Origin of the sequence: Escherichia sp. MOD1-EC6021, from assembly GCF_002965245.1 — a bacterium.
Classification (GTDB): Bacteria; Pseudomonadota; Gammaproteobacteria; order Enterobacterales; family Enterobacteriaceae; genus Escherichia; species Escherichia coli_F.
Map to the genome: position 1 here is coordinate 37320 of NZ_PTRU01000017.1, position 25097 is coordinate 62416.

25 protein-coding genes are annotated in these 25097 nt (G+C 51.0%); 10 read left to right on the plus strand and 15 right to left on the minus strand.

Annotated elements, in window-relative coordinates; genetic code table 11:
* Window positions 1-2 precede the first annotated feature (2 nt).
* Window positions 3-956 carry an HTH-type transcriptional regulator MetR gene (metR, locus tag BEB54_RS18500; RefSeq protein ID WP_000573618.1) on the plus strand — a complete coding sequence of 318 codons (954 nt, stop codon included), beginning with the start codon at window positions 3-5 and terminating at the stop codon, window positions 954-956.
* Here metR and bioP read toward each other — a convergent pair.
* From bioP to pldB, 3 genes are all read right to left on the minus strand, one after another.
* Window positions 844-1743 (minus strand): biotin transporter, encoded by a 900-nt coding sequence (gene bioP, locus BEB54_RS18505; protein ID WP_001196238.1) that lies wholly within the window; start codon window positions 1741-1743, stop codon window positions 844-846. The two genes, metR and bioP, sit on opposite strands and share 113 nt — an antisense overlap.
* Window positions 1744-1818: 75 nt before the next feature.
* Window positions 1819-2619 (minus strand): sugar/pyridoxal phosphate phosphatase YigL, encoded by an 801-nt coding sequence (yigL, locus tag BEB54_RS18510; protein WP_000285353.1) that lies wholly within the window; start codon window positions 2617-2619, stop codon window positions 1819-1821.
* A gap of 7 nt (window positions 2620-2626) precedes the next feature.
* Window positions 2627-3649 carry a lysophospholipase L2 gene (gene pldB, locus BEB54_RS18515; RefSeq protein WP_000487644.1) on the minus strand — a complete coding sequence of 341 codons (1023 nt, stop codon included), beginning with the start codon at window positions 3647-3649 and terminating at the stop codon, window positions 2627-2629.
* Between the two features lie 110 nt (window positions 3650-3759).
* Here pldB and rhtB point away from each other — a divergent pair, with 110 nt between their 5' ends.
* Entirely contained in the window at window positions 3760-4380 is a 621-nt protein-coding gene (gene rhtB, locus BEB54_RS18520; RefSeq protein ID WP_000171696.1) for a homoserine/homoserine lactone efflux protein, read from the plus strand.
* 61 nt (window positions 4381-4441) lie between these two features.
* Here rhtB and rhtC read toward each other — a convergent pair whose 3' ends face one another.
* From rhtC to pldA, 3 genes are all read right to left on the minus strand, one after another.
* Window positions 4442-5062, minus strand: coding sequence for a threonine export protein RhtC (gene rhtC, locus BEB54_RS18525; protein ID WP_000928844.1), 621 nt, complete (start codon window positions 5060-5062; stop codon window positions 4442-4444).
* A gap of 63 nt (window positions 5063-5125) precedes the next feature.
* Window positions 5126-6955 (minus strand): ATP-dependent DNA helicase RecQ, encoded by a 1830-nt coding sequence (gene recQ / locus BEB54_RS18530; RefSeq protein ID WP_000035580.1) that lies wholly within the window; start codon window positions 6953-6955, stop codon window positions 5126-5128.
* A gap of 131 nt (window positions 6956-7086) precedes the next feature.
* Complete coding sequence (gene pldA, locus BEB54_RS18535; protein WP_001259701.1) at window positions 7087-7956, minus strand: phospholipase A; 870 nt, start codon at window positions 7954-7956, stop codon at window positions 7087-7089.
* A 164-nt stretch (window positions 7957-8120) separates the two neighbouring features.
* Here pldA and yigI point away from each other — a divergent pair, with 164 nt between their 5' ends.
* The 4 genes from yigI (at window position 8121) to BEB54_RS18555 (ending at window position 11176) form a co-directional block, all read left to right on the plus strand.
* Window positions 8121-8588, plus strand: a complete 468-nt coding sequence (gene yigI, locus BEB54_RS18540; protein WP_001277142.1) for an acyl-CoA thioesterase YigI — start codon at window positions 8121-8123, stop codon at window positions 8586-8588.
* Window positions 8589-8639: 51 nt separating this feature from the next.
* The gene (rarD, locus tag BEB54_RS18545) at window positions 8640-9530 is read left to right on the plus strand and encodes an EamA family transporter RarD (protein WP_000379995.1); all 891 of its coding nucleotides are present in this window, start codon (window positions 8640-8642) and stop codon (window positions 9528-9530) included.
* A gap of 303 nt (window positions 9531-9833) precedes the next feature.
* Window positions 9834-10682, plus strand: a complete 849-nt coding sequence (locus BEB54_RS18550; RefSeq protein ID WP_001059681.1) for a YPO3983 family protein — start codon at window positions 9834-9836, stop codon at window positions 10680-10682.
* Window positions 10679-11176, plus strand: a complete 498-nt coding sequence (locus BEB54_RS18555; RefSeq protein ID WP_105277621.1) for a DUF943 family protein — start codon at window positions 10679-10681, stop codon at window positions 11174-11176. The genes BEB54_RS18550 and BEB54_RS18555 overlap by 4 nt, the downstream gene beginning before the upstream one ends.
* Window positions 11177-11211: 35 nt before the next feature.
* Here the strand turns inward: BEB54_RS18555 and corA are convergent, their stop codons facing one another.
* Together corA and ysgD are read right to left on the minus strand one after the other, a co-directional pair.
* Window positions 11212-12162, minus strand: a complete 951-nt coding sequence (gene corA / locus BEB54_RS18560; protein WP_000947159.1) for a magnesium/cobalt transporter CorA — start codon at window positions 12160-12162, stop codon at window positions 11212-11214.
* A gap of 151 nt (window positions 12163-12313) precedes the next feature.
* Window positions 12314-12370, minus strand: a complete 57-nt coding sequence (gene ysgD / locus BEB54_RS29385) for a YsgD/CorL family protein (RefSeq protein WP_212723238.1) — start codon at window positions 12368-12370, stop codon at window positions 12314-12316.
* A gap of 161 nt (window positions 12371-12531) precedes the next feature.
* On the opposite strand from ysgD, the gene BEB54_RS18565 reads away from it, so the two are divergent.
* Entirely contained in the window at window positions 12532-13296 is a 765-nt protein-coding gene (locus BEB54_RS18565; RefSeq protein WP_105277622.1) for a phosphodiester glycosidase family protein, read from the plus strand.
* A 142-nt stretch (window positions 13297-13438) separates the two neighbouring features.
* Here BEB54_RS18565 and uvrD read toward each other — a convergent pair whose 3' ends face one another.
* The 6 genes from uvrD to lptM all read right to left on the minus strand — a co-directional run bounded on the left by uvrD (window position 13439) and on the right by lptM (window position 19062).
* Window positions 13439-15601 (minus strand): DNA helicase II, encoded by a 2163-nt coding sequence (gene uvrD / locus BEB54_RS18570; protein WP_000383407.1) that lies wholly within the window; start codon window positions 15599-15601, stop codon window positions 13439-13441.
* Window positions 15602-15684: 83 nt separating this feature from the next.
* Complete coding sequence (yigB, locus tag BEB54_RS18575; RefSeq protein WP_001213584.1) at window positions 15685-16401, minus strand: 5-amino-6-(5-phospho-D-ribitylamino)uracil phosphatase YigB; 717 nt, start codon at window positions 16399-16401, stop codon at window positions 15685-15687.
* A complete protein-coding gene (gene xerC, locus BEB54_RS18580) occupies window positions 16401-17297 on the minus strand; it encodes a tyrosine recombinase XerC (protein ID WP_000130685.1) in 897 nt (298 codons plus the stop codon). The genes yigB and xerC overlap by 1 nt, the downstream gene beginning before the upstream one ends.
* Window positions 17294-18001, minus strand: coding sequence for a DUF484 domain-containing protein (locus BEB54_RS18585; protein WP_000812785.1), 708 nt, complete (start codon window positions 17999-18001; stop codon window positions 17294-17296). Before BEB54_RS18585 ends, xerC begins: the two co-directional genes overlap by 4 nt.
* Window positions 17998-18822, minus strand: a complete 825-nt coding sequence (dapF, locus tag BEB54_RS18590) for a diaminopimelate epimerase (protein WP_001160654.1) — start codon at window positions 18820-18822, stop codon at window positions 17998-18000. Before dapF ends, BEB54_RS18585 begins: the two co-directional genes overlap by 4 nt.
* 36 nt (window positions 18823-18858) lie before the next feature.
* On the minus strand, window positions 18859-19062 hold the full coding sequence (gene lptM, locus BEB54_RS18595) for an LPS translocon maturation chaperone LptM (protein ID WP_000799889.1): 204 nt from the start codon (window positions 19060-19062) through the stop codon (window positions 18859-18861).
* Between the two features lie 188 nt (window positions 19063-19250).
* On the opposite strand from lptM, the gene BEB54_RS18600 reads away from it, so the two are divergent.
* From BEB54_RS18600 to cyaY, 3 genes are read left to right on the plus strand one after another with little or no spacing between them, the layout of a single operon-like run.
* Window positions 19251-20723, plus strand: a complete 1473-nt coding sequence (locus BEB54_RS18600) for a DKNYY family protein (protein WP_123059748.1) — start codon at window positions 19251-19253, stop codon at window positions 20721-20723.
* Window positions 20720-22048 (plus strand): DKNYY family protein, encoded by a 1329-nt coding sequence (locus tag BEB54_RS18605; RefSeq protein WP_105277625.1) that lies wholly within the window; start codon window positions 20720-20722, stop codon window positions 22046-22048. The genes BEB54_RS18600 and BEB54_RS18605 overlap by 4 nt, the downstream gene beginning before the upstream one ends.
* 47 nt (window positions 22049-22095) lie before the next feature.
* Window positions 22096-22416 carry an iron donor protein CyaY gene (cyaY, locus tag BEB54_RS18610; protein WP_105277626.1) on the plus strand — a complete coding sequence of 107 codons (321 nt, stop codon included), beginning with the start codon at window positions 22096-22098 and terminating at the stop codon, window positions 22414-22416.
* Window positions 22417-22455: 39 nt separating this feature from the next.
* Here the strand turns inward: cyaY and cyaA are convergent, their stop codons facing one another.
* Window positions 22456-25002 (minus strand): class I adenylate cyclase, encoded by a 2547-nt coding sequence (cyaA, locus tag BEB54_RS18615; RefSeq protein ID WP_105277627.1) that lies wholly within the window; start codon window positions 25000-25002, stop codon window positions 22456-22458.
* Between the last annotated feature and the right edge of the window lie 95 nt (window positions 25003-25097).

Sequence of the window (25097 nt, forward strand, 5' to 3'; positions counted from 1 at the left end):
TCATGATCGAAGTAAAACACCTGAAAACGCTACAAGCGTTGCGGAACTGCGGCTCACTCGCAGCCGCTGCGGCGACGTTGCATCAAACGCAATCCGCCCTGTCTCACCAGTTTAGCGATCTGGAACAACGCCTTGGCTTCCGGCTATTTGTGCGTAAAAGCCAGCCGCTTCGGTTTACACCGCAGGGAGAAATCCTGTTGCAACTGGCGAATCAGGTGCTGCCGCAAATCAGCCAGGCACTGCAAGCCTGCAATGAACCGCAGCAGACGCGCCTGCGCATTGCCATTGAGTGCCATAGCTGTATTCAGTGGCTGACGCCCGCGTTAGAAAATTTCCATAAGAACTGGCCGCAGGTGGAGATGGATTTTAAATCGGGCGTGACGTTTGACCCGCAGCCCGCGTTGCAGCAGGGTGAGCTGGATCTGGTGATGACCTCCGATATTCTGCCGCGCAGTGGCCTGCATTATTCGCCGATGTTCGATTATGAAGTGCGTCTGGTGTTAGCGCCTGACCATCCACTGGCGGCGAAAACGCGAATCACGCCGGAAGACCTCGCCAGCGAAACGCTGTTGATTTATCCGGTGCAGCGTAGCCGACTGGATGTCTGGCGGCATTTTCTTCAGCCCGCAGGCGTTAGCCCGTCACTGAAAAGCGTCGATAACACCTTGTTGTTGATTCAGATGGTTGCCGCGCGGATGGGCATCGCTGCGCTACCGCATTGGGTGGTGGAGAGTTTTGAGCGCCAGGGTCTGGTCGTAACCAAAACCCTGGGCGAAGGATTGTGGAGCCGACTGTACGCCGCCGTGCGCGATGGCGAGCAGCGTCAGCCGATTACAGAAGCGTTTATTCGCTCAGCGCGCAATCACGCCTGCGATCATCTGCCGTTTGTGAAGAGCGCGGAGCGACCCACTTACGATGCACCCACAGTGAGGCCAGGATCACCAGCGCGCCTGTAATAAACGTTGGCCAGTGCGGCTGTTGGTGCCAGATAGCCAGGTTAACCAGCAGCCCTGCCGGAACGTGCATATTATTCATAATGCCCAGCGTTCCGGCGTCCACCTGCGTCGCGCCGTAGTTCCACATAAAGTAGCCAATTCCGGAGGCCACCACGCCAAGAAACACCAGAATGCCCCATTGCAGCGTGGTTTGCGGCATTTTCTGCGCATTTCCCAGCAAAAACCATGCAATCACTGCCACCAGAAACGCGCCAAGATAGAACCACGCAAAGGCGTTATGCTGTGGCATCGGACGAGTTTCCATCAGGCGTTTGTAACCCACCATGCCGATGGCAAAAGTGATATTGGAGAGTTGTACCAGTAACAGGCCGGTCCAGAAGTGGTCGGTGACCTGATCATAGCGAATAATTCCGGCACCAATCACCGCCAACAAGGCGCTAAAAGCATAGCCCCAGCGCAGACGGCGCTTACTCATGATGTCATAAATCAGCGTGATGTAGAGCGGAGTCAGTACGGTGAACAGCAACAGCTCGGAGACCGTCAGGTAGAGATAGGCGCGAAAACTCAGCATATACATCACGCCAAGCTGCATCGCGCCCACCAGCATATACAGGCCAACCGTTTTCAGGCTATTGCCACGGGTACGCAGAAACGGCAGAAACACGAGTGCCGCCAGGCCAACGCGCACCAGCACTGCAAAATAGCTATCGACGTGCCCCGCAAGGTACTCGCCATAAAAGCTAAAGGAGAAGGCCCACAGAATCGTGGTGATGATAAGTAGCGCCACAATGGAAAACTCTTTGATTAACGAGTATCCATTGTAGCGAAGTATCAGGTTGACAACTGACCAAATAAAGAACGATTACGATAAATAGAGTTTACGCAGATAATGCGGCACCGCGTCTTCGGCATTAGTACCAATCACTTCCAGCTCCGGATGCAGATCTTTCAGACGCTGGTGCGCACTGCCCATAATGCAGCCTTTACCTGCCATCGACAGCATTTCGGCGTCGTTCATCCCGTCACCAAAGGCAATACAATCTTTCAGACTGTAGCCCAGTTTCTTCGCCACCGCTTCCAGGGCATGGCCTTTTGAAACGCCGCCCGCCATCACTTCCAGACAAGTTAGGGTAGAGAAGCTGACGTTGACGCGATCGCCCCAACGAGCGTTGATTGCCTGCTCCAGCGGCAGCAGTTGTTCATGAGAATCACAGGTGAAGAACACTTTGCTGACGCCTTCCGGCTCCAGTAATCCTGGCTCATACAGCGCATATTTGAACACCGCCTCTTTAAAAAAGCGCATCTCTTCCGGGCGGTGGCGATTCATAAACCATTCGTCGTCGCGATAAACGTTAGTAATGATGTCCGGGTTGTCGTTGACCACGCCAAACAGGTCGCTGGCAATGTCGCGATCCAGGTTATGAGCAAAAATCAGATTGCCATCCAGATCGTGAACGCGCGCGCCATTGGAGGTAATCATGTAAGACTTAATCTCCAGATTATCGCGAATTTGCCCCACATCAACGTGGTGACGACCGGTCGCAAACACAAAGTTGATGCCGCGCGCGGTGAGCAGCTTCAGAGTTTCTTTGGCGTAAGGGGATAACGTATGGTCGGGAGAAAGTAACGTGCCATCTAAATCAGACGCAACAACCTGGTACATAAGAAATTTAAACCTCTGTAGAGCGGTTTCCGCTGGGTGAGTTATGCCTGTTGAAAAAATCAACAATGGCGTGGAGCGCGACTGAGCGCATTGCGTCCTTTTCAAAAAGGATCTCATGGTACGCACCTTTAATTACCAGCGGTCGTCCTCCTTCGACAGGATGGCCCGCAGCGGTGCGGAGTTCACAAAAACGGTCGTGCATGCGGTTATCCACCACGCGTTCCTCTTCAGCCTGCAAGAGAAGCGTTGGCGTGGCGTCATCACCCGCTCCGGCTAACACCTGTTCGCCAGCCAGAATACTTTCGCGTACCCAATGGTAGGTCGGCCCACCGACGCGAATCGTTGGGTCATCAGCATAGAAGCGTAAGTTACGTCGATATCGCTGTCTGCTGTGGGTCAGTACGTTGATAGCAAACGGCAACGCGCGCCAGCGCCCGGTGCCTATTGCATAGCCATCACGGAAACGTGGATGCGCTTCGGCCCAGTTAAGGATCTGCCGCGCCATAAATGACGGCATACGAATCACGATCCCAAACATTGGCGCAGTTAGCGCAATGGCGTCACATACACCTGGATGGCGTTGCAGAAATAACGTGGAGATCGCACCGCCCATCGAATGTGCCAGTATATAGCGCTTACGCCACGGACCGGGCTGGACCTCCTGTTGCCAGAATGCCGCCAGATCATCAACATAATCATTAAAGCGATTAACATGCCCAAGATGCGGATCGGCTAACAGGCGACCGGAACGTCCCTGCCCGCGATGGTCGATGATTAAGACATCAAACCCCAAATGGAACAGGTCGTAGGCCAGTTCCGCATATTTTACGTAGCTCTCAATACGCCCCGGGCAGATGACTATCACCCGGTCATGGTGCTGTGCGCGAAAACGGACAAAGCGCACCGGAATGTCATCCACACCAGTAAACTCTGCTTCATCACGCTGACGCCAAAAGTCTGTCAGCGGTCCCATGGTAAAAGCAGCAAACGCGTTTTCTCTTGTTTCCCAGTCTTTTTGCTGCTGAAACATCGGGTAATCTGCCTCTTAAACCACGTAAAATCGTTTTTTTAAGCGTGCCTGACACAACGCTTCGACAGTAGCGTATTGTGGCACAAAAATAGACACACCGGGAGTTCATCATGACCTTAGAATGGTGGTTTGCCTACCTGCTGACATCGATCATTTTAAGCCTGTCGCCAGGCTCTGGTGCAATCAACACCATGACCACCTCGCTCAACCACGGTTATCGTGGTGCGATGGCGTCTATTGCTGGGCTTCAGACCGGACTGGCGATTCATATTGTGCTGGTTGGTGTGGGGTTGGGTACGCTATTCTCCCGCTCAGTGATTGCGTTTGAAGTGTTGAAGTGGGCAGGAGCAGCTTATTTGATTTGGCTGGGTATCCAGCAGTGGCGTGCTGCTGGCGCAATTGATCTTAAATCGCTGGCCTCTACTCAATCGCGCCGACATTTGTTCCAGCGCGCAGTTTTTGTGAATCTCACCAATCCCAAAAGTATTGTGTTTCTGGCGGCGTTATTTCCGCAATTCATCATGCCGCAACAGCCACAACTGATGCAGTATATCGTGCTCGGCGTCACCACTATTGTGGTCGATATTATTGTGATGATCGGTTACGCCACCCTCGCCCAACGGATCGCATTATGGATAAAAGGGCCAAAACAGATGAAGGCATTGAATAAGATTTTTGGCTCGCTGTTTATGCTGGTAGGAGCGTTGTTGGCATCGGCGAGGCATGCGTGAAAAATAATGTCGGATGCGGCGTAAACGCCTTATCCGACTTACTCTGATGACGCGTCTGGCATCAACGCGAAATAATCAAATGAATACCAAATCCGGCAAATAACGCCCCGGCAAAACCATCAATCCACTTCGCCAGACGTTGATAACCACGGCGCATTTGCGGCAGGGCAAACAGGCTGGCAACGACGGTAAACCACGCCAGTGTTTCGATAATAATCAACGCGAAAATGCCCCAGCGCTCAGTAGTGCCGACGTTATCGCCGACAAACAGCGAGAATACCGAACCAAAGTAGATAATCGCTTTCGGATTGGCGAGATTGGTCAGTAAGCCTTTCAGGAAACTGCGCCCGCTTTTTGCCAGTTCTACCTGTGGCGCAGGCGCAGAAACGACCTCTTTTTTCAGTGCGCTACGCAGCATCTGATAACCCATCCAGCAGAGATACAGGCCACCGCCCACCATAATCAGCGTATGCAGCCAGGCCATTTTTTCGATAATCAAATGCAGGCCAAGCAACGCGATCCCTGCCCAGACCATTACGCCGCAGGTAATGCCCAGCACGCCCATCATCGCTTCTTTGCGCGAACGGCTAACGGCAGTCTGGGAGACAAAAAAGAAATCGGGACCGGGGCTCATAAGCGCCACGATATGAACCATGGCGACGGTGAGGAATAACATCAACATACAATTGACTCGCGGGGAAATCGTTTACGGAGTCTTCATCCTGGCACTTTTTTATGCTGCTGACTACTCTTCGTCATCGCCATCGACATGCGCACGGATAAGTGCCATAAACGGTTTGCCAAAGCGTTCCAGCTTGCGCATCCCAACGCCGTTAACGCTGAGCATTTCGCTGGCGGTGATTGGCATCTGTTCCGCCATCTCAATCAAGGTCGCATCGTTAAACACCACATACGGCGGGACATTACTTTCATCGGCAATCGATTTACGCAGTTTGCGTAATTTAGCGAACAGTTTACGATCGTAATTGCCGCCGAACGATTTCTGCATCGCCTTCGGTTTAAGCGCCACAATACGCGGCACGGCAAGTTGTAAAGAGGATTCGCCGCGCAACACCGGGCGTGCGGCTTCTGTCAGTTGTAATGCCGAATGCTGGGCGATATTTTGCGTCACAAGGCCGAGATGAATCAGCTGGCGGATCACGCTGACCCAATGTTCATGGCTTTTATCACGGCCCATGCCATAGACTTTCAGTTTGTCATGACCATAGTCGCGGATACGCTGATTATTAGCACCGCGAATCACTTCCACCACATAACCCATACCAAAACGCTGATTCACCCGACCAATGGTGGAAAGGGCAATCTGTGCATCGGTTGAACCATCGTACTGTTTCGGCGGATCGAGGCAGATATCGCAGTTCCCGCACGGCTCCTGCCGCCCTTCGCCAAAATAGTTCAGCAGCACCAGACGACGGCAAGTTTGCGCTTCGGCAAACGCGCCCATCGCATTGAGTTTATGACGTTCGATATCCTGCAACTGCCCCTGCGGCTTCTCTTCCAGGCAACGGCGCAGCCACGCCATATCCGCTGGATCGTAAAACAGCATTGCTTCCGCGGGCAGGCCATCACGCCCGGCGCGTCCGGTTTCCTGATAATAGGATTCGATATTGCGCGGAATATCAAAGTGAACCACGAAGCGGACGTTAGGCTTGTTGATGCCCATGCCGAACGCTACCGTCGCCACCACAATTTGCAGGTCATCGCGCTGGAATTTTTCCTGCACGTCCGCACGGACATCGTTTTCAAGCCCGGCGTGATAAGCCGCTGCGCTGATACCCTTGCTTTGCAGACGCGCGGCGGTGTCTTCTACTTTCGCACGACTATTACAGTAAATAATCCCCGACTTACCGCGTTGTTCCTGCACGTAGCGCATCAGCTGATCGAGCGGTTTGAATTTCTCCATCAGCATGTAGCGAATGTTCGGGCGATCAAAACTGCTGATTTGAATCAGCGGATCGTTCAGCCCCAGCAGGCGCACGATATCCTGCCGCGTGGTGTCGTCGGCGGTGGCGGTTAGCGCCATAAACGGCAGAGTAGGAAAACGCTGACGCAGCTGACCGAGGGCAGCGTATTCCGGGCGGAAATCGTGCCCCCATTGGGAGATACAGTGCGCTTCATCAACGGCTAATAACACTGGATTCCAGTGCGCCAGATGCTCAAGGAAGTTATCCAGCATCAGGCGTTCCGGCGCGATATACAGCAGGCGGATTTGCCCGGTGCGGCAGCCTGTCATTACTTCAAGCTGCTGCTCGCGGGTTTGCGTCGAGTTAAGGCACGCCGCCGCCACGCCGTTGGCCTGTAGCTGATCCACCTGATCTTTCATCAACGAAATCAGTGGTGAAACAACCACGGTAAGACCGTTTAGCAGTAAGGCAGGAATTTGATAGCAAAGGGATTTTCCGCCACCAGTGGGCATGACGACCAGGCAATCGCGACCGGAAAGTACGGTGTCGATAATCTCTTCCTGGCCGGGGCGAAACTGTTGGTAGCCAAAGGTTTCTTGTAAAACCTGTTTAGCCCCGGACTCCAGATTCAACACTTCCGCCTGCGCCACATTAACCCCGATTGCCTGAAATAAAAACAGGCGCTATTTTCAGCGCCTGCGCGAGAAACTGCAATGCTTTTAGTCTCTGAGAGGGTAATCCTGGATGCTGGATTCCAGTTTTGCCTTTCAATCAACTCACATTAGAACAAGTCGTTCAGCATAACCCCCACACCCACACGGGTCTGGTTAAAGTTATAGTCGATGAGCGATTCGCCATAACCGCTGTAAACCTGGGTATAAAGGCGCACATGCCTGGTGATCGGGTAACTTAAGCCTAACTCCGCACCACCGTAACCGGTGTTCCAGTTGTACTGTCCTTTCGCACTCAGCACCGCATCACCCAGGTGATAGCCGATTTTAAGCTGGTAGTAACCCATATATTTGGTGATATCTGGGTTATCGTCAGTATTCCCCACCACATACCACGGCTTCACCTCTACCAGCCAGTTACCGTTTTCTGCCATCAGACGGGTATAAAGGCGGTTCCAGCTGCGGGAAGTCGGGTCTGAACGCCCGTTAGAGTCGTGGTTATAACCCATCTCCACATCGCGCAGCGTCCAGCCAGCAAAGCGGTAATCTGTGGCAAAACCAAGGAACAATTGCGGTTCGTAGTTGGTTTCACGAAACGGTGAAGACTCTTCGCTATTGGACAGTTGCCACCAGGATTTTTGCGTGTAAGAAGCTCCCAACACCGAATTTGGCCCCAATATTCCGCGCCACAGCGGAAATGCCAGGCTCAACTGGAATTTCACTTCATCCTTACGCGCGTTTTCCGCCCAGTCATAACTGGCGATCGCTTCTTTGTTCAGATCGCTGGTTTGGGTGTAGATGAGGTAGTTGGTGTCATAAGGATAGAGCGTGAAAGGATTGTCATGCTCCTGCAGCATATTCGCAATAATACTGCCACGCACCGCAGGCGCGTCATGCACCTCTTTTACCGTTGCCTCTTGCGCATACACTGCCATTGGCAACATAAACACCGGCAACAACCAGCCCTGCAGAGTCCGCATCGGTCGTGTTCTCCGTAACGAATTATTGATTAGATGAATATTTTTCTGCGGGCTATTTTACATACTTAACTCCTTTGCCGTTAGTTATCCCTTCCTAAAGTAGAAACCAACAAAAAAGAAGCATAAAATCAACATTTCATTAACTAATGAAGTGTAAGGATGATATGTCTGCCGTACTGACCGCTGAACAAGCCCTGAAATTAGTGGGTGAGATGTTTGTTTATCACATGCCATTTAACCGCGCATTGGGGATGGAACTGGAGCGTTACGAAAAAGAGTTCGCACAGCTGGCCTTTAAAAATCAGCCAATGATGGTGGGTAACTGGGCGCAAAGCATTTTGCACGGCGGGGTCATTGCGTCGGCGCTGGATGTCGCCGCAGGTCTGGTGTGCGTGGGAAGTACCTTAACCCGCCACGAAACCATCAGTGAAGATGAACTGCGCCAGCGGCTATCGCGGATGGGGACCATTGATCTTCGCGTCGATTATCTGCGCCCAGGCAGGGGTGAGCGTTTTACTGCTACCAGTAGTCTGTTGCGTGCGGGCAATAAAGTCGCCGTCGCCCGCGTTGAATTACACAATGAAGAACAGCTTTATATAGCCAGTGCCACCGCCACCTATATGGTAGGTTGATAACGTAAAAGCAGGTAAACTGCTTTTACCAATAAAAAATGAGTTTTGCCAATGGACACCAAACAAACGCGGCAGGGCGTATTACTCGCTCTTGCCGCTTATTTTATTTGGGGTATTGCGCCAGCGTACTTCAAGCTGATTTACTACGTGCCCGCCGATGAGATCCTGACGCATCGCGTGATCTGGTCGTTTTTCTTTATGGTGGTGCTGATGAGCATTTGCCGCCAGTGGTCCTATTTAAAAACGCTGATTCAGACACCAAAGAAAATCTTCATGCTGGCAGTCTCTGCCGTGCTGATTGGTGGCAACTGGCTACTGTTTATCTGGGCGGTGAACAATCACCATATGCTGGAAGCGAGTCTTGGTTACTTTATTAACCCGCTGGTGAACATTGTGCTGGGGATGATTTTCCTCGGCGAGCGATTCCGCCGGATGCAATGGCTGGCGGTGATTCTGGCGATATGTGGTGTATTGGTCCAGCTCTGGACTTTTGGTTCGCTGCCAATCATCGCGCTGGGGCTGGCGTTTAGTTTTGCCTTCTACGGCCTGGTACGCAAGAAGATTGCTGTTGAAGCGCAAACCGGCATGTTAATCGAAACTATGTGGTTGCTGCCCGTGGCGGCGATTTATCTGTTTGCTATTGCCGACAGCTCAACCAGCCATATGGGGCAAAATCCGATGTCGCTGAATTTACTGCTGATCGCCGCCGGTATTGTCACTACCGTACCGCTGTTGTGTTTTACTGCGGCTGCGACACGCCTGCGTCTCTCAACGTTAGGCTTTTTTCAGTATATTGGCCCGACGCTGATGTTCCTGCTGGCTGTGACGTTTTATGGTGAAAAACCGGGTGCCGATAAGATGGTGACCTTCGCCTTTATTTGGGTGGCGCTGGCAATTTTTGTGATGGATGCGATTTATACGCAGCGTAGAACGTCCAAATAAATATATTCTGAAAAAATATGCCGACTCTTGCATGAGAGTGGGCATATTGCCATGCTGACAGGAGACTCACACAAGGAAAGGCAGAATTTCCAGACGTCGTTGTATATTTTCATTTGCTTTAATAAATTTCATTTTTGGTAAATTCAGCATTATGTTATTAGCGATGAGCAAGACCAATCATTAACCAAGTTCTCTTCAGAATGTAATGAAAAATGTGAAGTGCATTTCTTTTTTAAATTTTTTTTACCCTATTATTTCTTATCAAATTAACATTTCCCTTAATTATAAGAAAGGAGAATATAAATGAACAACATATTAGGCTCATCAATTAATATGCCCTGTACACTTTTCGAAACTATTACTTTATTCGATGATTTTTCTGCTGATGATATGCAGTATGGGGATATGGAAGAACAAGATTTTCTCTCACTCGGCTTAAGCGACATCTCTGCAAAAGTTGATCCTTACCGCCTCATTAAATACCATTTTCCTGGGCCGAATTCTACTTATGGTGCTTTTAGTGTTCCAACTTCTGGAACAAAAATATCACAAAGTGAATGTATTGATATTTTATTTGCAGAAATGAAAGATCTGGCAAAAATGTTTTCCTTTTTTGGACAATACAAAACACTCACCCAGGATCTGATTGATCATTTTAGATATGGAAATGGCAACAGTTTCCATAGCCAGGAATTGAACTTATCTTTTCATGAACGAATAAACAAATATGATTATAATAGCCCAATACGTGTAATCAAAGAATGTATCGAAAATGATATTTCTTCAACACCTACGATAGGATACCGGCCTCTTCTCCTACAAAAGATTAAGACCGAATTACTTTCATCAAGACTAAATAAATTCAATGATTTTAAAGATAATTTTAATGGCCTGGGAATCAGCATTCATGATATCTCAGCTCAAAAAATATCTCTTTTAAATTTTCAAAAATATCCTATGGGCTGGAGCGCTACCATTCATTTCATAGCACAAGACCACTTTGGTTTGGATGTGACTGATATAAAAAACAAGATTTACAACAAGTATAGATTTTTTCGCATATGGTTCTTTTTACAACGGCATAAAGACTTTGCTTTCAAACCTTTTTTCACCAATTTTAACACTATCGAAAGAATCGAAAATTATCTATGAAAAGCAATCTCCAGAAAATTATATTATATTTATTTCTTCTATGCTGCATCTATAATTTATGGACATTGCGTCCTGTACAGATTTTGTATACATACTCTGATGCTGGCAATTCAGTCTTTCTGGTCGTTGATCATCTGCCATGGACTGATAGCGATAAAATAAATTGGTATCTGAAGCATCAGGATGAAATTAAAAGTCAAAATCCCCTACCAGAAGGTAGTTGGCATACCTGGTATGTTATTGATATCGGTAATGGCTTCACTGACTATAAAAAATATATCGAAGGGCCGTATGAAGATCTCTACTGTTTCCCGACGATTAAGAGCAATGATAATTGCATCGTAAAAAAATATTTAATGGTTATTAATGAATATCCTTACCGTAATACTCATTTTTTTATTGCTGATAACAATGAGTATCAACTAACCCAGGAAAATAAGATAGAGCGAGTGTTCAACCCGCATGACTTTGAAAAAGACAATTTTCAGCAATAAGCCGGATAAAGAACAATCTTTACCCGGCATTTATATTACAACCAGTTCTTCCGCTTAAAGTACAAATACGGTGCCAGGCCCGCGAGGATCATAAAGATAATCGCGCCTGGGTAGCCGAAGCTCCACTTCAGTTCCGGCATAAACTCAAAGTTCATCCCGTAGCTGGAAGCGACCAGCGTCGGTGGCAGGAACACCACGGATACCACCGAGAAGATTTTGATGATGCGGTTCTGCTCGATATTGATAAAGCCCATCGCCGCCTGCATCAGGAAGTTCACCTTCTGGAACAGGGATTCGTTATGCGGCAGCAGGGATTCGATATCTCGCAGGATTTCACGCGCCTGTTCCAGTTGTCCACCCGGTAAGCGTGCTTTACGTACCAGGAAGTTGAGCGCGCGCTGGGTATCCATCAGACACAGGCGAACTTTCCAGCCGATATCTTCCAGTTCCGCCAGCGTGGAGAGCGCCTCGTCGTACTCATCGCCCTGATGCCCTTCCATAATTACCCGGCTCAACTGCTCCAGGTCGCTGTAGATATTTTCAATTTCATCTGCCAACTGTTCGATTTTGGTTTCGAACAGATCCAGCAGCAGCTCGTAGGCGTTACCGTCCACCATTGACTGGCTACGGGCGCGCATACGATACAGACGAAAAGCGGGCAGTTCACGCTCACGCAGAGTAAACAGACGACCATCACGGATGGTAAATGCCACAGTGGAGTTACCGGCGTGATCTTCCGCATCTTCAAAGAAGAAGAAGGAGTGAATATGCAGGCCGTCATCGTCTTCAAAGAAACGTGCCGATGCTTCGATGTCTTCCAGTTCCGGGCGGGTTGCCAGGCTCTGGCCAAGTTCAGATTGTACGCGCAGTCGCTCGTCGTCGTCCGGTTCGACAAGATCAATCCATACTGCATTTACAAGGGGTTGTGACTCTTCGACTTCCAGCCGGGTCAGTCGGTTATTTTCCAGTTGAAATGCGCTCAGCATGACCGGGACTCCCAATGCTTAAAATATCGGACAGTTCGGTGGGCACACAGAAACAAATTGGGTTTCAGACCATTAAACAGCCTGACTCAGCGCGACGGGAAAAATTGAGGTCGCTGACAACCGCTAAGGCTATCAGCAAAAAGGGATAGCCTTAGGAGTTGATCCTGGATGACAGGATAATGAGCCAGTATCTACTGGGTGTGTCCAAGGCGAATGTCCTCTTAGAGTGATCGTGCGCGCATGTTACGCCAGCAAAATTTTGCCGTCAACACGCAACAGAACACCACAGAACAATAGTTGAACTTCGCGCTTTTTGGTACTCGTCAAGGTCGCTAACAGGATAAAAAAATCCCACATCCAGGACCTATAATGGCGCATCGGCTACTCATTGGTAAAGGAATGATCACCTTGAATCTCAAACGGATTTTTCTCGCCCTCACCTTACTTCCCTTGTTTGCTGTTGCCGCTGATGATTGCGCACTATCAGATCCGACACTGACCGTACAGGCGTATACCGTTAATCCTCAAACAGAGCGGGTGAAAATGTACTGGCAAAAAGCCAATGGCGAAGCGTGGGAAACGTTACATGCGCTGCTGACGGATATTAATAGCCAGGGTCAGGTGCAAATGGCGATGAACGGCAGCATATATGATGAAAGCTATGCGCCGCTCGGTTTGTACATCGAAAACGGTCAGCAGAAGGTGGCGTTAAATCTCGCTTCAGGTGAAGGGCATTTCTTTATCCGTCCTGGCGGTGTGTTTTATGTCGCGGGAGATAAAGTCGGCATCGTTCGTCTGGATGCCTTTAAAACCAGTAAAGAGATTCAGTTCGCGGTGCAGTCAGGGCCAATGTTGATGGAAAACGGCGTCATTAATCCGCGTATTCATCCCAACGTCGCCTCACGCAAAATTCGTAACGGTGTTGGGATTAATAAACAAGGGAACGCCGTGTTTTTGTTGAGCCAGCAGGTGACAAATTTTTATGATTTTGCCTGTTATGCCAAAACGAAACTGAACGTTGAGCAACTGCTTTATCTTGATGGCACGATTTCACATATGTATGTGAAAGGCGGGGCAATCCCGTGGCAACGCTATCCTTTTGTTACCATGATTTCCGTCGAGCAGAAAAGTTAAAACAACCGTTTTGTGTCACTGAATATGGTGCAGATGCCGGATGCGGCGTAAACGCCTTACCCGGCCTATATGACATTGCAATTTATTGAATCTACATGATTTTGTAGGCCGGATAAGGTGCGCAGCACCGCATCCGGCAACGTTATACCGTCTCCAGCCGGGCGTAAGCCGCCACCAGCCATTTAATACCCTGGCCCTGGAATGCCACCTGCAAACGACTATGTTCGCCGCTGCCTTCCATATTGACGATAGTCCCTTCACCAAACTTGGCGTGCCGTACGCGCTGGCCGAGTTTGTAACCGCTGTCGTTCTCAACCATCGGCGTACCCATCCGCTGATGGCTGACAGGACGGCTTACCGTAGCGCGCAGGCGCACCTCTTCCACACACTCTTCCGGCAACTCGCCAATAAAACGCGACGGGCGATGGTAAACCTCTTTGCCATACAGACGCCGGGTTTCCGCGTAGGTCAGCGTCAGTTTCTGCATCGCGCGGGTTACGCCAACGTAGGCCAGACGGCGTTCTTCTTCCAGACGCCCGCCTTCATCCAGCGACATCTGGCTTGGGAACATGCCCTCTTCCATACCGACAATAAACACCTGCGGGAATTCCAGACCTTTCGCCGAGTGTAGCGTCATCAGCTGTACCGCATCCTGCCAGGTATCCGCCTGCCCTTCACCTGCTTCCAGTGCCGCATGGGAGAGGAACGCCTGCAGCGGCATTAAATCTTCGTCTTCTTCGTTGTAGCTGAACTGGCGCGTTGCCGTCACCAGTTCCTCTAAGTTTTCGATACGCGTCTGGCCTTTTTCGCCCTTCTCTTGCTCGTACATGGTGCGCAGGCCGGAGTCTTTAATTACCCGATCAGTCTGTACATGCAGCGGCATATCGGCAGTTTCTTGCGCTAAGGCGTCGATCAGTTCCATAAACCGTTGCAAAGCGCTGGCAGCACGTCCGGCGAGGGCTTTTTCCTGCAACAGTTCACGACATGCCTGCCAGAGTGTTAACTGGCGATCGCGCGATGTCTGACGTACCACGTCCAGCGTCCGGTCACCAATACCCCGCGTTGGCGTATTCACCACGCGCTCAAAGGCCGCGTCGTCGTTACGGTTGGCAATCAGGCGCAGATACGAGAGCGCATCTTTGATTTCCTGGCGTTCGAAGAAGCGCATCCCGCCATAAATACGGTACGGCATACTGGCTTGTAATAACGCCTCTTCCAGTACACGCGACTGGGCATTGCTACGATAGAGAATGGCGCACTCGGCGAGCGCCCCGCCGTTGTCCTGCCAGGTCTTGATGCGGTTAACAACAAAACGCGCTTCGTCGAGTTCGTTAAAAGCGCAATAGAGGGAAATCGGCTCACCGTCCGCGCCATCGGTCCACAACTTTTTACCCAAACGCCCGTTGTTGTTTTCAATCAAGGCGTTCGCCGCGCTCAGGATATTGCTAGTGGAGCGGTAGTTTTGCTCCAGACGGATAGTTTCGGCACCGGGGAAATCATTGAGGAAACGCTGAATATTCTCCACCTGCGCCCCGCGCCAGCCGTAGATTGACTGGTCGTCATCGCCAACGATCATCACTTTGCCAGTATCGCCCGCCAGCAGGCGGATCCACGCATACTGAATGTTGTTGGTATCCTGGAATTCGTCCACCAGGATATTGGTAAAACGTTCGCGGTAGTGTTGCAGGATATGCGGCTTGTTAAGCCACAGTTCGTGGGCGCGTAGCAGTAGTTCAGCGAAGTCTACCAGGCCCGCGCGGTCGCACGCTTCCTGATACGCCTGGTACACCTTCTGCCAGGTCTGCTCCACCGGATTACCGTAGCTTTGAATATGATGCGGACGCAGCCCTTCATCTTTCTGGCTGTTGATGTACCACATTGCCTGGCGCGGCGGCCACTGCTTCTCGTCGAGGTTCATGGCTTTGATCAGACGCTTAAGCAGGCGCAGCTGGTCTTCGCTGTCGAGGATCTGGAAATCCTGCGGCAGGTTGGCGTCCATATGGTGCGCACGCAGCAGACGGTGTGCCAGCCCGTGGAAAGTGCCGACCCACATACCGCCCTGGCTGGTACCCATCAGTTGCCCGATACGATGGCGCATTTCCGCCGCCGCTTTGTTGGTAAATGTCACCGCCATAATCGAGTACGGCGAGCAGTTTTCCACGCTCATCAGCCAGGCGATACGATGCACCAGTACGCGCGTCTTACCACTGCCCGCGCCCGCCAGCACCAGAAGGTTGCTGCGTGGCGCGGCCACCGCTTCGCGCTGTTTGTCATTAAGGCTGTCGAGCAGGTAAGAAACGTCCATTGGCACCGCCGCGTAAAAATAGGTTGGGCGGAGAAGCGCAACGCCCTCCGCCAAAAAGCTGGGTATATATACAGATTTGCTGATTATATCAGCGAGGTCAGAGATGCCAACCGGGAAATTTCCAGATGCGGGAGTAAACGGCTGTCCCAGGTTTGCATCAGATCGCCATTTTCCGGTCTGATCCAACAGGCCTGCATTCCGCTTCGAATTGCCCCACCCACGTCAGTGGTGAGATCGTCCCCAACATGTAAGATCTCGCCGATCGGCACGTTGAGTTTTTCCGCCGCCAGGAAGTACATATCGCTGAACGGTTTCGAGCGCCCGTGCGGGCCAGCGCGCAGCACAAACTCAAAATAATCCCCCAAACCAAACAGCTCCGGCTGGGCGTTACCGTTGGTGATCGCCACCAGCGGCCATTTCTTCGCCAGCTGTTTTAAGGTGTCGTGGGTTTGCTGCGGAACATCGATCCGGCTGCGCCATTTGGCAAAGTTGATCATTGCCGCGTGTGCGCCTGCACTGGCTTCTTCGGCACTCAGCCCGGCGTCGAGCATCGCTTGTTCAATCGAACGAAAACGCCAGCGCGTCACGTCGTGATAAATCTCGGGTTCCGCTTCCCGTACCGCCTGGCGCAGGCGTTGCAGATCTTCATTCTGGAAGCTGCGCAGCGCTGGATGATAATTTTGCACAAAAGTCAGCGCCTCCCGCTCGGTGCGCAAAATCACCGGACGGTTATCGTAAAGGGTATCATCCAGGTCAAAGGTGAGCGCCGAGATGCGCCCCAAAGGCCGGTAAAAACGCATTATTTCCCCCGTTTGGCGCGTGGATGCGCCGCATCGTACACCGAGGCAAGGTGTTGAAAATCAAGATGAGTATAGATTTGCGTGGTGGAGAGGTTGGCATGACCCAGCAGCTCCTGCACACCACGAAGATCGCCGCTCGACTCCAGCATATGCGTGGCGAATGAGTGGCGTAATTTATGCGGGTGAACGTGATTATTCAGCCCTTGTTTTATGCCCCATTCGGCAAAACGTTTCTGCACATTACGCGCGGAGATGCGCTTGCCCAGTTTCGACAGGAAAAGCGCATCGTCTTCGCTTCCAAACAGGTCACGCAAATCAAGCCAGTGCTCAATCCACGCCACGGCGTTGCGACCAATCGGCAGGCGGCGCTCTTTGCTGCCTTTCCCCATCACCCACACTTCACCGGACTCCAGGTCGAGGTGTTTGATATCGAGCCCCACCAGTTCGGAAAGACGCAGACCCGCGCCGTACATCACTTCCAGCATTGCCCGATCGCGCACGGCGAGGGGATCGTTGATATCAATATCCAGCAGCCGATTTATATCATCGACGTCGATATTTTTCGGCAGATGACGCGGCGCTTTCGGTGCCGAAACACCTTTCGCCGGGTTGGCTTTAAGTTCGTTCTGGCTGACCAACCAGTCAAAAAAGCTACGTAGCGCAGAGAGGCGTAATGCGAGGCTTGCCGCGCCCAGCCCTTTACGGCGACTGCGTACAGCGAAATTGCGCACCATCGCCGCATCACATTGCTGCCAGCTTTGCAGGCCGTTTTCGCTGGCAAAATTGATGATCGCCTCAAGTTGGCGCTGGTAGTTAAGCAGGGTTATCGGGCTAAGCTGACGCTCCACGCTCAGATAACGTAGGTAGCGTTCTACATCGGTGTGTAAATCGGTCATACGCGTTCAATCCAACGCTCCAGAAGCTCCGGCAACATCAGCGCAATTTCATGAAGTAACTGCGTTCCCTGCCCTTGTTGATAGTGACTGGCATCGCGGCTGGTGAACAGCACGACACCCAAATCAGCATCGCTTCCCAGCATCGACATCGCCACCGATCCCACCGCTTTCGCTTCCGGTAGCACCACCAGCAGCTCCGGTCCGTTAAGCGGCCCAAGATAGTGCTGTTCCTGCCCCAGACGCTGAATACGCAGCGGTTCGAAAGACTGACGGCTTAATGCGAGATGAGTGTGGTTCGACGGCGCACCTAAGCGCCAGCGATCCGGAAACAGGCGCAGACTCGCACCTGCCAGGCCGAGATCGCGTGCCCAGCGGTGAAAACGCATCAGCATATCGTCGAGACTGCTGGCGGCGGTGAGACTACGCTGCAGGTAAAGTAAGCGATAGAACAAGCCTTCGTTGGCGATAGCCTGTTCCATCAACAGCGCCATGTTCTCTTCCAGAACATGAATATGATGACGTGCGCGGGCCATGTGCCACTCGACCAATGAAACGGTGCCGCGTACCGGATGCGGCACACGTATCGCTTCTACTGCGCGCGCATTGCGGATAAAAAACTCAGGATTTTTAATCAGATAATCGACAACCGCCCGGTCATCTAGCTCCGTGAGTGTTTCCTGTAGTTCTTCCCCTGGTTGCTTCATAGATGAATAAATCCGTCGTAGACATGTACCGCCGGCCCCGTCATATATAACGGGTGACCCGGACCTTTCCAGGCGATATCAAGACGACCGCCGGGGAGTTCCACGCGTACTTCTTCGGCCAGCAAACCTTGCTGAATCCCTACCGCCACCGCCGCACACGCGCCGCTGCCGCAGGCCTGGGTTTCTCCTGCCCCACGCTCATAAACGCGTAAACGAATATGCTCGCGCTTAACCACTTGCATAAAACCGATATTAGCGCGCTCCGGAAAACGTTCGTGGCTTTCCAGAACAGGACCAAGCGTTTCTACCGCCGCAGTATCGACATCATCAACCTGAATCACGCAGTGCGGATTTCCCATCGACACCACGCCGCATAAGATTGTCTGCTCGGCGGCGCGCATAATATAGGTCTTTTCCGCTTTGTTAGCGCGAAATGGCACGGCAGAAGGTTCGAAGTTGGGTTCGCCCATATTGACGCGCACCAGATCGTCATCGGTGACGGTCAGAACCATCCGCCCGTTGGCAGTGCTGACGCGGATATCGCGCTTATTGGTCAGCCCTTTCAGGCGCACAAAGCGGGCAAAGCAGCGCGCGCCGTTGCCGCACTGCGCCACTTCACTGCCATCAGCATTGAAAATGCGATAGTGAAAATCCAGTTCAGGATCATACGGCGGCTCAACCACCAGCAGTTGGTCAAACCCTACCCCCAGGTGCCGATCCGCCAGGCGACGAATCAGCTCCGGTGAAAAAAAGACATTCTGCGTTACCGCGTCGACGACCATAAAATCGTTGCCAAGGCCATGCATTTTCGAGAACTGCATCATTTACTCCAATCACGCGGGTACAGAAACTGACTTTTAGTAATTCACCTGGGATGGACCATCGCCAGTGGCGCGGTCGTTTTTATCCGGCACCGTGGATTGCGTTTGCGTCTCTACCGGTTTGGTCGGTGGCGGTGCGTTTTTATCTGCAGGCGGGAAATAGAGCGGACCTTTCAGACCGCAGCCCGTCAGGCTGAAGAGAGTAAGTAATACAGTGAGTGCCTTAAACACGTTTTTCATTATGGATTGCCTGTAAAGTTCATCGCTTTCTGCTTTCTATCATCGCAGGAGAAGACGTAAAAGCAAGCGTTTAGCGACTCTTTATGAAGTCTGAAAAATGAGGAATTGCTGCGAGTATAACGCTTACACGTGCGGATTTATGTTTTGCTGGTAGTTTCGTGATCGGCACCTCGCGCCAGGATGGCTTTATGCACTATCGCAATGTGGTTTGTTTGTTGTCTTTTTTAGTTCCGTCAGCGTGGGGATGCTCGCTCGGTGAACCTGATCATAATATTTACCAGAAACAGGGAAAAGGCGTGGTGTACCTGCGCCCTTATCAGAAAACAAATCTTTCTCTACCTGACGTGAATTACAAGAGTTTGCGTCGTTTACCTAATTTATTAATAGACGCAACAGCACTAGACGAATGGGATAAAGAACCTCCTCTGACCGATCTGACAACCGACTATCTCTATGAAGGCGCACAAGCCTGGTATCCTCATTATTCCTGGCATAGCGATGGTCGCTATATCCTCTACGCAGGTGAAGTTGTGCAAAACCCTCCCGGCACTCCTCCCGTCGATGTCGCCTCGTTCAAGGCATGGGGTGATTTTGCCGCAGATAAACACAGTCTCTATTTCGAAGGCAAGCGCACCGATGACAATGGCGGAGAAAATAGTTTAGATATCAAAACGCTGCATCAGGTGAAATTCCGTTTCCCCTGGAAACCTGACGTTCTGGGGCTGATATTACGTGACGCTAATTCCTTATATGTTGATGGACATCGCCTCGCTGACCCCGAGAGTTTTCGCGTGCTGGCGCAAAAGTCCTGGGATCAGCGAGGAAAGTTTTCCACCACGTTTAACCCCTGTGTGGCTATGCCATTTGGCCCCTGGGATACCCTGGCTCGTACACGGACCAAAATCCTGATCAACGGCGAACAGCTTGATGCCGACCCGGACACCTTTTCCGTCGTGCGCTGGATGCCCGGCTCACTCTTGACCTGGCGTGATAAAAACGGGCTACAGCGTAAAGTCCTCGACAAGGAAAATCTGGCGTGGGATGAAGATTTAACAAAGCACTGTCTGGATTTTTCTCTGCTGGAAAAGAAAGTGTTCTGGCGTAAAGGGCCTGCTTGTAAACAGGAAGAATTACCGGGGCTCGATCCTGAACAGTTCCACCCCATCAGTGATGCTGTCGCCCAGTATCAGGATTCGCTTTATACCATCATCGAAACAGAGTCTGGTGACCGCAAGCTGGAGATCGTAAAACTTGATGATCCCAATCTTATTATCAACAAACGTTTCAACGCCGGGAAACGCCATGGCTATTTACTTACGCGTGCCGAAGGGTGGCCAAACCATTCCGGTTTACACGTGTTTGAATCTGACGGACCGCTGATCTTACTGGATAACCACTCTCCGGATGAACGCGAAGCCCATCTTGATGACCATCCCTTTTTGCGCAGATGGTATGCCCGCGATAACCGCTACGTTTACAGCTTTGATGGCGCGCAGCTCTGGCGATACCGCACCGCGGATCCGAAACAAGTTCGCTTAATCTGGAAGGAACAACATTCGGGATATGGCTATGGCGTAAATTACAAAACGGGATATCTGGACGGAAAAATTACCGATGACGGCGAATTTATTCCTACCCCGCGCAATGAGGCGACAAAATGAAAGGTCAAATAATCACAGTTGCACTCATCCTGTTGGGGCACACATTTCTGACGCCTGCTGTACAGGCCATAGGGTTCGACTATTACAATGATCACGGTGTTATGTCTTACGGTAAAGGTTATGGGGAGAATGAGAAAATCATTGCCCAATTTCCGAAGATGAACAGAGCCGATTTGCGCCTTGTGACAAATATATCCGGGAAGCGGGAGTTAGTGGAAGGCTATATACCCACCGATGAAATAAGCATAAAAAATGAGGAATACCACTGGGTGACAGACGGCCGCGTTATTCTCTGGCGTGGCAAAATCGTTAGCAATCCACCGGGAACACCCACTGTCGATATTGCCAGCTTTCAGGCTATGGGCCGCTTCGCGGTCGATAAATATAGCCTCTATTTTGACGGACAGCGCACCGAAAGTAATAGCGGCGCGTCACGTGTTGATCTGGCGACACTAAAAGCTATCGAAGGTAACTCTACCACGCTGGTGGATAGTAAAAATCTCTACTTGTCCGGTCGACGTCAGGGGAGCAGCAGTAATGTTACTGTATTAGAAAAAAGATGGTGGGGTATTAATCCACGTCTTATGAGTGCAAACAGAAATTTGTATTCCAATGATCTGCTTATCCGCAGTGGGCAGAATATTTATTTAAATGGCGTTCACCTTACGGCGAATGCAGACTCATTTGAGATAATTCGCTGGATACCTCATTCACTGCTGGTTTTTCGCGACAATAAGGGTCTGCATCGTTATCCCTTTGGTCAATTATCAGGCAAGGCAATACCCGTAGATGATGACGTCTCTTTTGAAGTAGGGGAAAGTCGCGTTCGCTGGCGTAAACAGCTCACGCCCGACCGTCAGTGGAGCCAGTGGATAGACCTACCAGGTATTGAACCTGAACAATTTCATCTGATTACTGACAATATTGCGCAGTATAAAGATCGGCTGTATGTAACAAAATTATCGACTTTTGGTGAAGACCAGCTTGAAATAATCCCGCTGGATTCGCCAGACCTGGTCATTGATCACTCATTTAATCGCGGCAAACAGCATGCTTACTTTATCCACCAATTACGGTCACGCAAGAGCGTGCAAATTATTCCAACTAACAGCCCGCTAACTAAAAACGATCGCTTTGCTTATGACGATCGCAATGTTTATACATGGACCGATACAGAGGTAAGGATTACACCCTCCCCCTGCCCAGCGAAAACATACGTCAGAGAAAAGAATGTCCGTGAAATTCATAACAGCGACATTATTATTCCGGTGACGGAGGAATCGTGCCGGAACGCAGCAGCAGACGGGCAAACTTTGAAGCCCTGACACCATGCCGCTATACTGCCGCCATCACCTAAAAACAGGAAACAACAATGAACGACAGTGAATTTCATCGCCTGGCCGATACCCTGTGGCTGACCATTGAAGAGCGTCTGGACGACTGGGATGGCGATAGCGATATCGACTGCGAAATCAACGGCGGTGTACTGACCATTACCTTTGAAAACGGGAGCAAAATCATTATCAACCGCCAGGAACCGCTGCACCAGGTATGGCTGGCAACCAAACAGGGCGGCTACCATTTTGATATGAAAGGTGACGAATGGATTTGCGACCGTAGCGGCGAAACCTTCTGGGATTTGCTGGAACAGGCGGCAACGCAGCAGGCGGGTGAAACAGTCAGTTTCCGCTAAGATTGCATGCCGGATAAGCCTCGCTTTCCGGCACGCTCATCACGAAAAATACTGCTGTAATAGCGGCGTGTCGTGATCCTGATTGGCAGGCGGCATGTTACCGATAGATTTGGTGCGGAACGGAATCACCTGTTCACGACCATCAACCTTCACAATCTGATAGAACTGCGGCAGGTTGAAGTTGATGAAGCTTGAGCCGTAGGTAAAACGGTCGTGCGATGACGAGTAGAAGCGACTGACGTCACGCACCAGCTCCTCTTTGCTGCCTTCGCAGTGGTGATACACCTCAACCCGGTTGCTTTCGTCGAGAATGTAGATATTAAAGCCATTCTCGTCTTGCGTTTCTTCGAAGAAGAACTGGATGATCCCTTCGCTGGCAAAGCCGTCCACCACCGCCGGTAATTTGACGTGATTGGTTTCAACCTGCACTGACAGGCCGTGCAGTTTGTTATGCGAAATAGCGCCATAAAACTCAATGGCATTTTCCAGTTTCTGTACCGATACATTCAGCCGTTCGAAGAACAACCCCCAGGTTTGACCAGAAACGCGCAGCGCCTTGAAGCGCCCGGTTTCCTGGCGGGTGCTGGAAAGACGCAGTTCAATGCACTCAGAAACCAGTTGCTGCACGCGAGTACGGATTAAGCCGCGCAGATGCTGGCTGTAGCAGAAGACTTCCACGCTATCTGGCGGTGCGGCGTCCTGATGCATTTTGCCGAGAATAGTTTTCAGGGCTTCGATCATCGAGTGCTCGCCGTTGAAGTGCAGCGTACGCACTTCGTTCCACGAGTTGCGGTACAGCAGGTCAACGCTACCTACCAAGCAATTTTGGTTTTCGCCAAAGCTGAAGACGTCCAGCTTACGGAAATCAAAATGCACCACCTGATTGCGGAACGCAGCTGTCGGGTCATATTCCAGGTTAACGATAATCGCCAGATGGCGAATCTCACATGGGCTGTAGAGCGCTTTTGGCGTCGGTGCAGGCAGGCGCAGCGGGAAATGGTGCGACACATCGGCGACCATCTCCTGCAACTTAGGCAAATCGACAATGCCGTTGCCCTTAATATACAAGCGAGTGCGCGAGGTCAGCAGGCCGTTAAACCATGCCCACGCCACCAGTTTATTCAGGTAACGGTTATATTCCAGCGGCTGATGGCTGATGATCGACTCAATATTTGGCGCGCGGTTATACAGATACCAACCTGAACGGTTAGCCCGGCCCGGCGGCACATAAATAAAGGTCAGATTCGGTTCCGAGAGATCGGGCGAAATCTGCGGGTTTACCAGCGTCACTTTACCTGGCAATGCTTCAAACGCGGCGTACAGTTTACGCGTCAGAACACCGATATCCTGTGGGCTGGCGGAGACGCTAAGGTTATTGCGACGCGCAAAGCGGATCAGATTACGGTAGCTCTGCATCATTGCATCGAGCAGCTCGTTGTGCGCCTCGCGCACCTGATCAATCTTCCAGTTAGCGCGGTTATCGAGCATTGCCAGACGAGCATCGTCCCATTCCCACTCTTTCACTAACTGGGTTAGCACTTCACGACGCCAGCCTACACAGGCGCGTTCACGGCTGAGTTTTTCGCACACTTTTAAATAGAAGCAGCGACGCACTAAATCCAGACGGGTGAAATCTTCAATCGCCGTCAGGTATTCAGTAACACGCTCCAGCATCATGCAGTACGGATCGAGACCAAACGATACAATCTCGCCGTCGTGCAAACGCTGTTTGATATCTTTCGCCAGCAGACGTGGGTTCGGGTATTCCCAGGAATAGGCTTCCAGCAGCAGTGTTTTCAGCACCGCTTTGTAGGGAGAATCGATACTCTTATAGAGCTGCCAAAGGCTGGCACCAAAGTACTCTTCGGCAGAAAGTGAGCTTAAGCCGCCGAGATCCAGCCATTCATTAGGAGTAAGCACGCCCTGCGCGTAAAGCGTCATCACATAGTCGTCGTAATGCTCTTCTTCGTCACACGGCACCATATTCCACAGAATACGCTTACCGGCGAGACGCACGGCGGTACGATAAAATTCGTCAAGCAGCAGTATATGCTGGGTGGAGCCACAATCTTCGCCCCCCAGGCTGCCGCTTTCATTATGACGGAAGCGATTTTCATCAATCAGGAAGAAGCTAACTTCCACGCCCAGCGAGGCGGCCCAGCTTTCCAGCAGGCTGCATTTACGTTGCAGTAACTGGCGCTCTTCGCTATCGAGCCAGGATTGATGGCAGACCCAGATATCCAGGTCAGAGGAACAACTTTGCCCTACGGACGAGGTGCTGCCCATGGTATATACACCAGTAATTGGAAGCTCACCTTTCGGCGGATCCTGTACTGACATTCCACGATACAGTTCAAGCTCGTTCAGGTAGTGGCGTTGAGTTTCATCAGGCGTGTAAAGGCAAATGCCTTTGGGAACGTTACCATCAAGGTAACCCGGCATTAGCGGATGGTGATAGTGCAACAATGTCGGCAGTAGACTGTAGACCTGTTGGAATGCAGGCCCCATAGCAGCAAGCGCGCGATCCACACGCAATTGATTTATGGCATCCAGTCTCTGTTTCAGAGTCTCAATATAGAGGTACAAGACGTATCGCCTGATTTGCTACCCGTCATGACTGTGATTCCGCCAACATCAACGGTAACACGCGGCATTCGGGATATTTCGTATGTCAAAGGTAA

Coding starts and splice junctions, on each gene's coding strand:
- metR (WP_000573618.1), top strand. CDS start 3: ATGATCGAAGTAAAACACCTGAAAACGCTACAAGCGTTGCGGAACTGC.
- yigL (WP_000285353.1), bottom strand. CDS start 2,619: ATGTACCAGGTTGTTGCGTCTGATTTAGATGGCACGTTACTTTCTCCC.
- pldB (WP_000487644.1), bottom strand. CDS start 3,649: ATGTTTCAGCAGCAAAAAGACTGGGAAACAAGAGAAAACGCGTTTGCT.
- rhtB (WP_000171696.1), top strand. CDS start 3,760: ATGACCTTAGAATGGTGGTTTGCCTACCTGCTGACATCGATCATTTTA.
- rhtC (WP_000928844.1), bottom strand. CDS start 5,062: ATGTTGATGTTATTCCTCACCGTCGCCATGGTTCATATCGTGGCGCTT.
- pldA (WP_001259701.1), bottom strand. CDS start 7,956: ATGCGGACTCTGCAGGGCTGGTTGTTGCCGGTGTTTATGTTGCCAATG.
- yigI (WP_001277142.1), top strand. CDS start 8,121: ATGTCTGCCGTACTGACCGCTGAACAAGCCCTGAAATTAGTGGGTGAG.
- rarD (WP_000379995.1), top strand. CDS start 8,640: ATGGACACCAAACAAACGCGGCAGGGCGTATTACTCGCTCTTGCCGCT.
- BEB54_RS18550 (WP_001059681.1), top strand. CDS start 9,834: ATGAACAACATATTAGGCTCATCAATTAATATGCCCTGTACACTTTTC.
- BEB54_RS18555 (WP_105277621.1), top strand. CDS start 10,679: ATGAAAAGCAATCTCCAGAAAATTATATTATATTTATTTCTTCTATGC.
- corA (WP_000947159.1), bottom strand. CDS start 12,162: ATGCTGAGCGCATTTCAACTGGAAAATAACCGACTGACCCGGCTGGAA.
- BEB54_RS18565 (WP_105277622.1), top strand. CDS start 12,532: ATGGCGCATCGGCTACTCATTGGTAAAGGAATGATCACCTTGAATCTC.
- uvrD (WP_000383407.1), bottom strand. CDS start 15,601: ATGGACGTTTCTTACCTGCTCGACAGCCTTAATGACAAACAGCGCGAA.
- yigB (WP_001213584.1), bottom strand. CDS start 16,401: ATGCGTTTTTACCGGCCTTTGGGGCGCATCTCGGCGCTCACCTTTGAC.
- xerC (WP_000130685.1), bottom strand. CDS start 17,297: ATGACCGATTTACACACCGATGTAGAACGCTACCTACGTTATCTGAGC.
- BEB54_RS18585 (WP_000812785.1), bottom strand. CDS start 18,001: ATGAAGCAACCAGGGGAAGAACTACAGGAAACACTCACGGAGCTAGAT.
- dapF (WP_001160654.1), bottom strand. CDS start 18,822: ATGCAGTTCTCGAAAATGCATGGCCTTGGCAACGATTTTATGGTCGTC.
- lptM (WP_000799889.1), bottom strand. CDS start 19,062: ATGAAAAACGTGTTTAAGGCACTCACTGTATTACTTACTCTCTTCAGC.
- BEB54_RS18600 (WP_123059748.1), top strand. CDS start 19,251: ATGCACTATCGCAATGTGGTTTGTTTGTTGTCTTTTTTAGTTCCGTCA.
- BEB54_RS18605 (WP_105277625.1), top strand. CDS start 20,720: ATGAAAGGTCAAATAATCACAGTTGCACTCATCCTGTTGGGGCACACA.
- cyaY (WP_105277626.1), top strand. CDS start 22,096: ATGAACGACAGTGAATTTCATCGCCTGGCCGATACCCTGTGGCTGACC.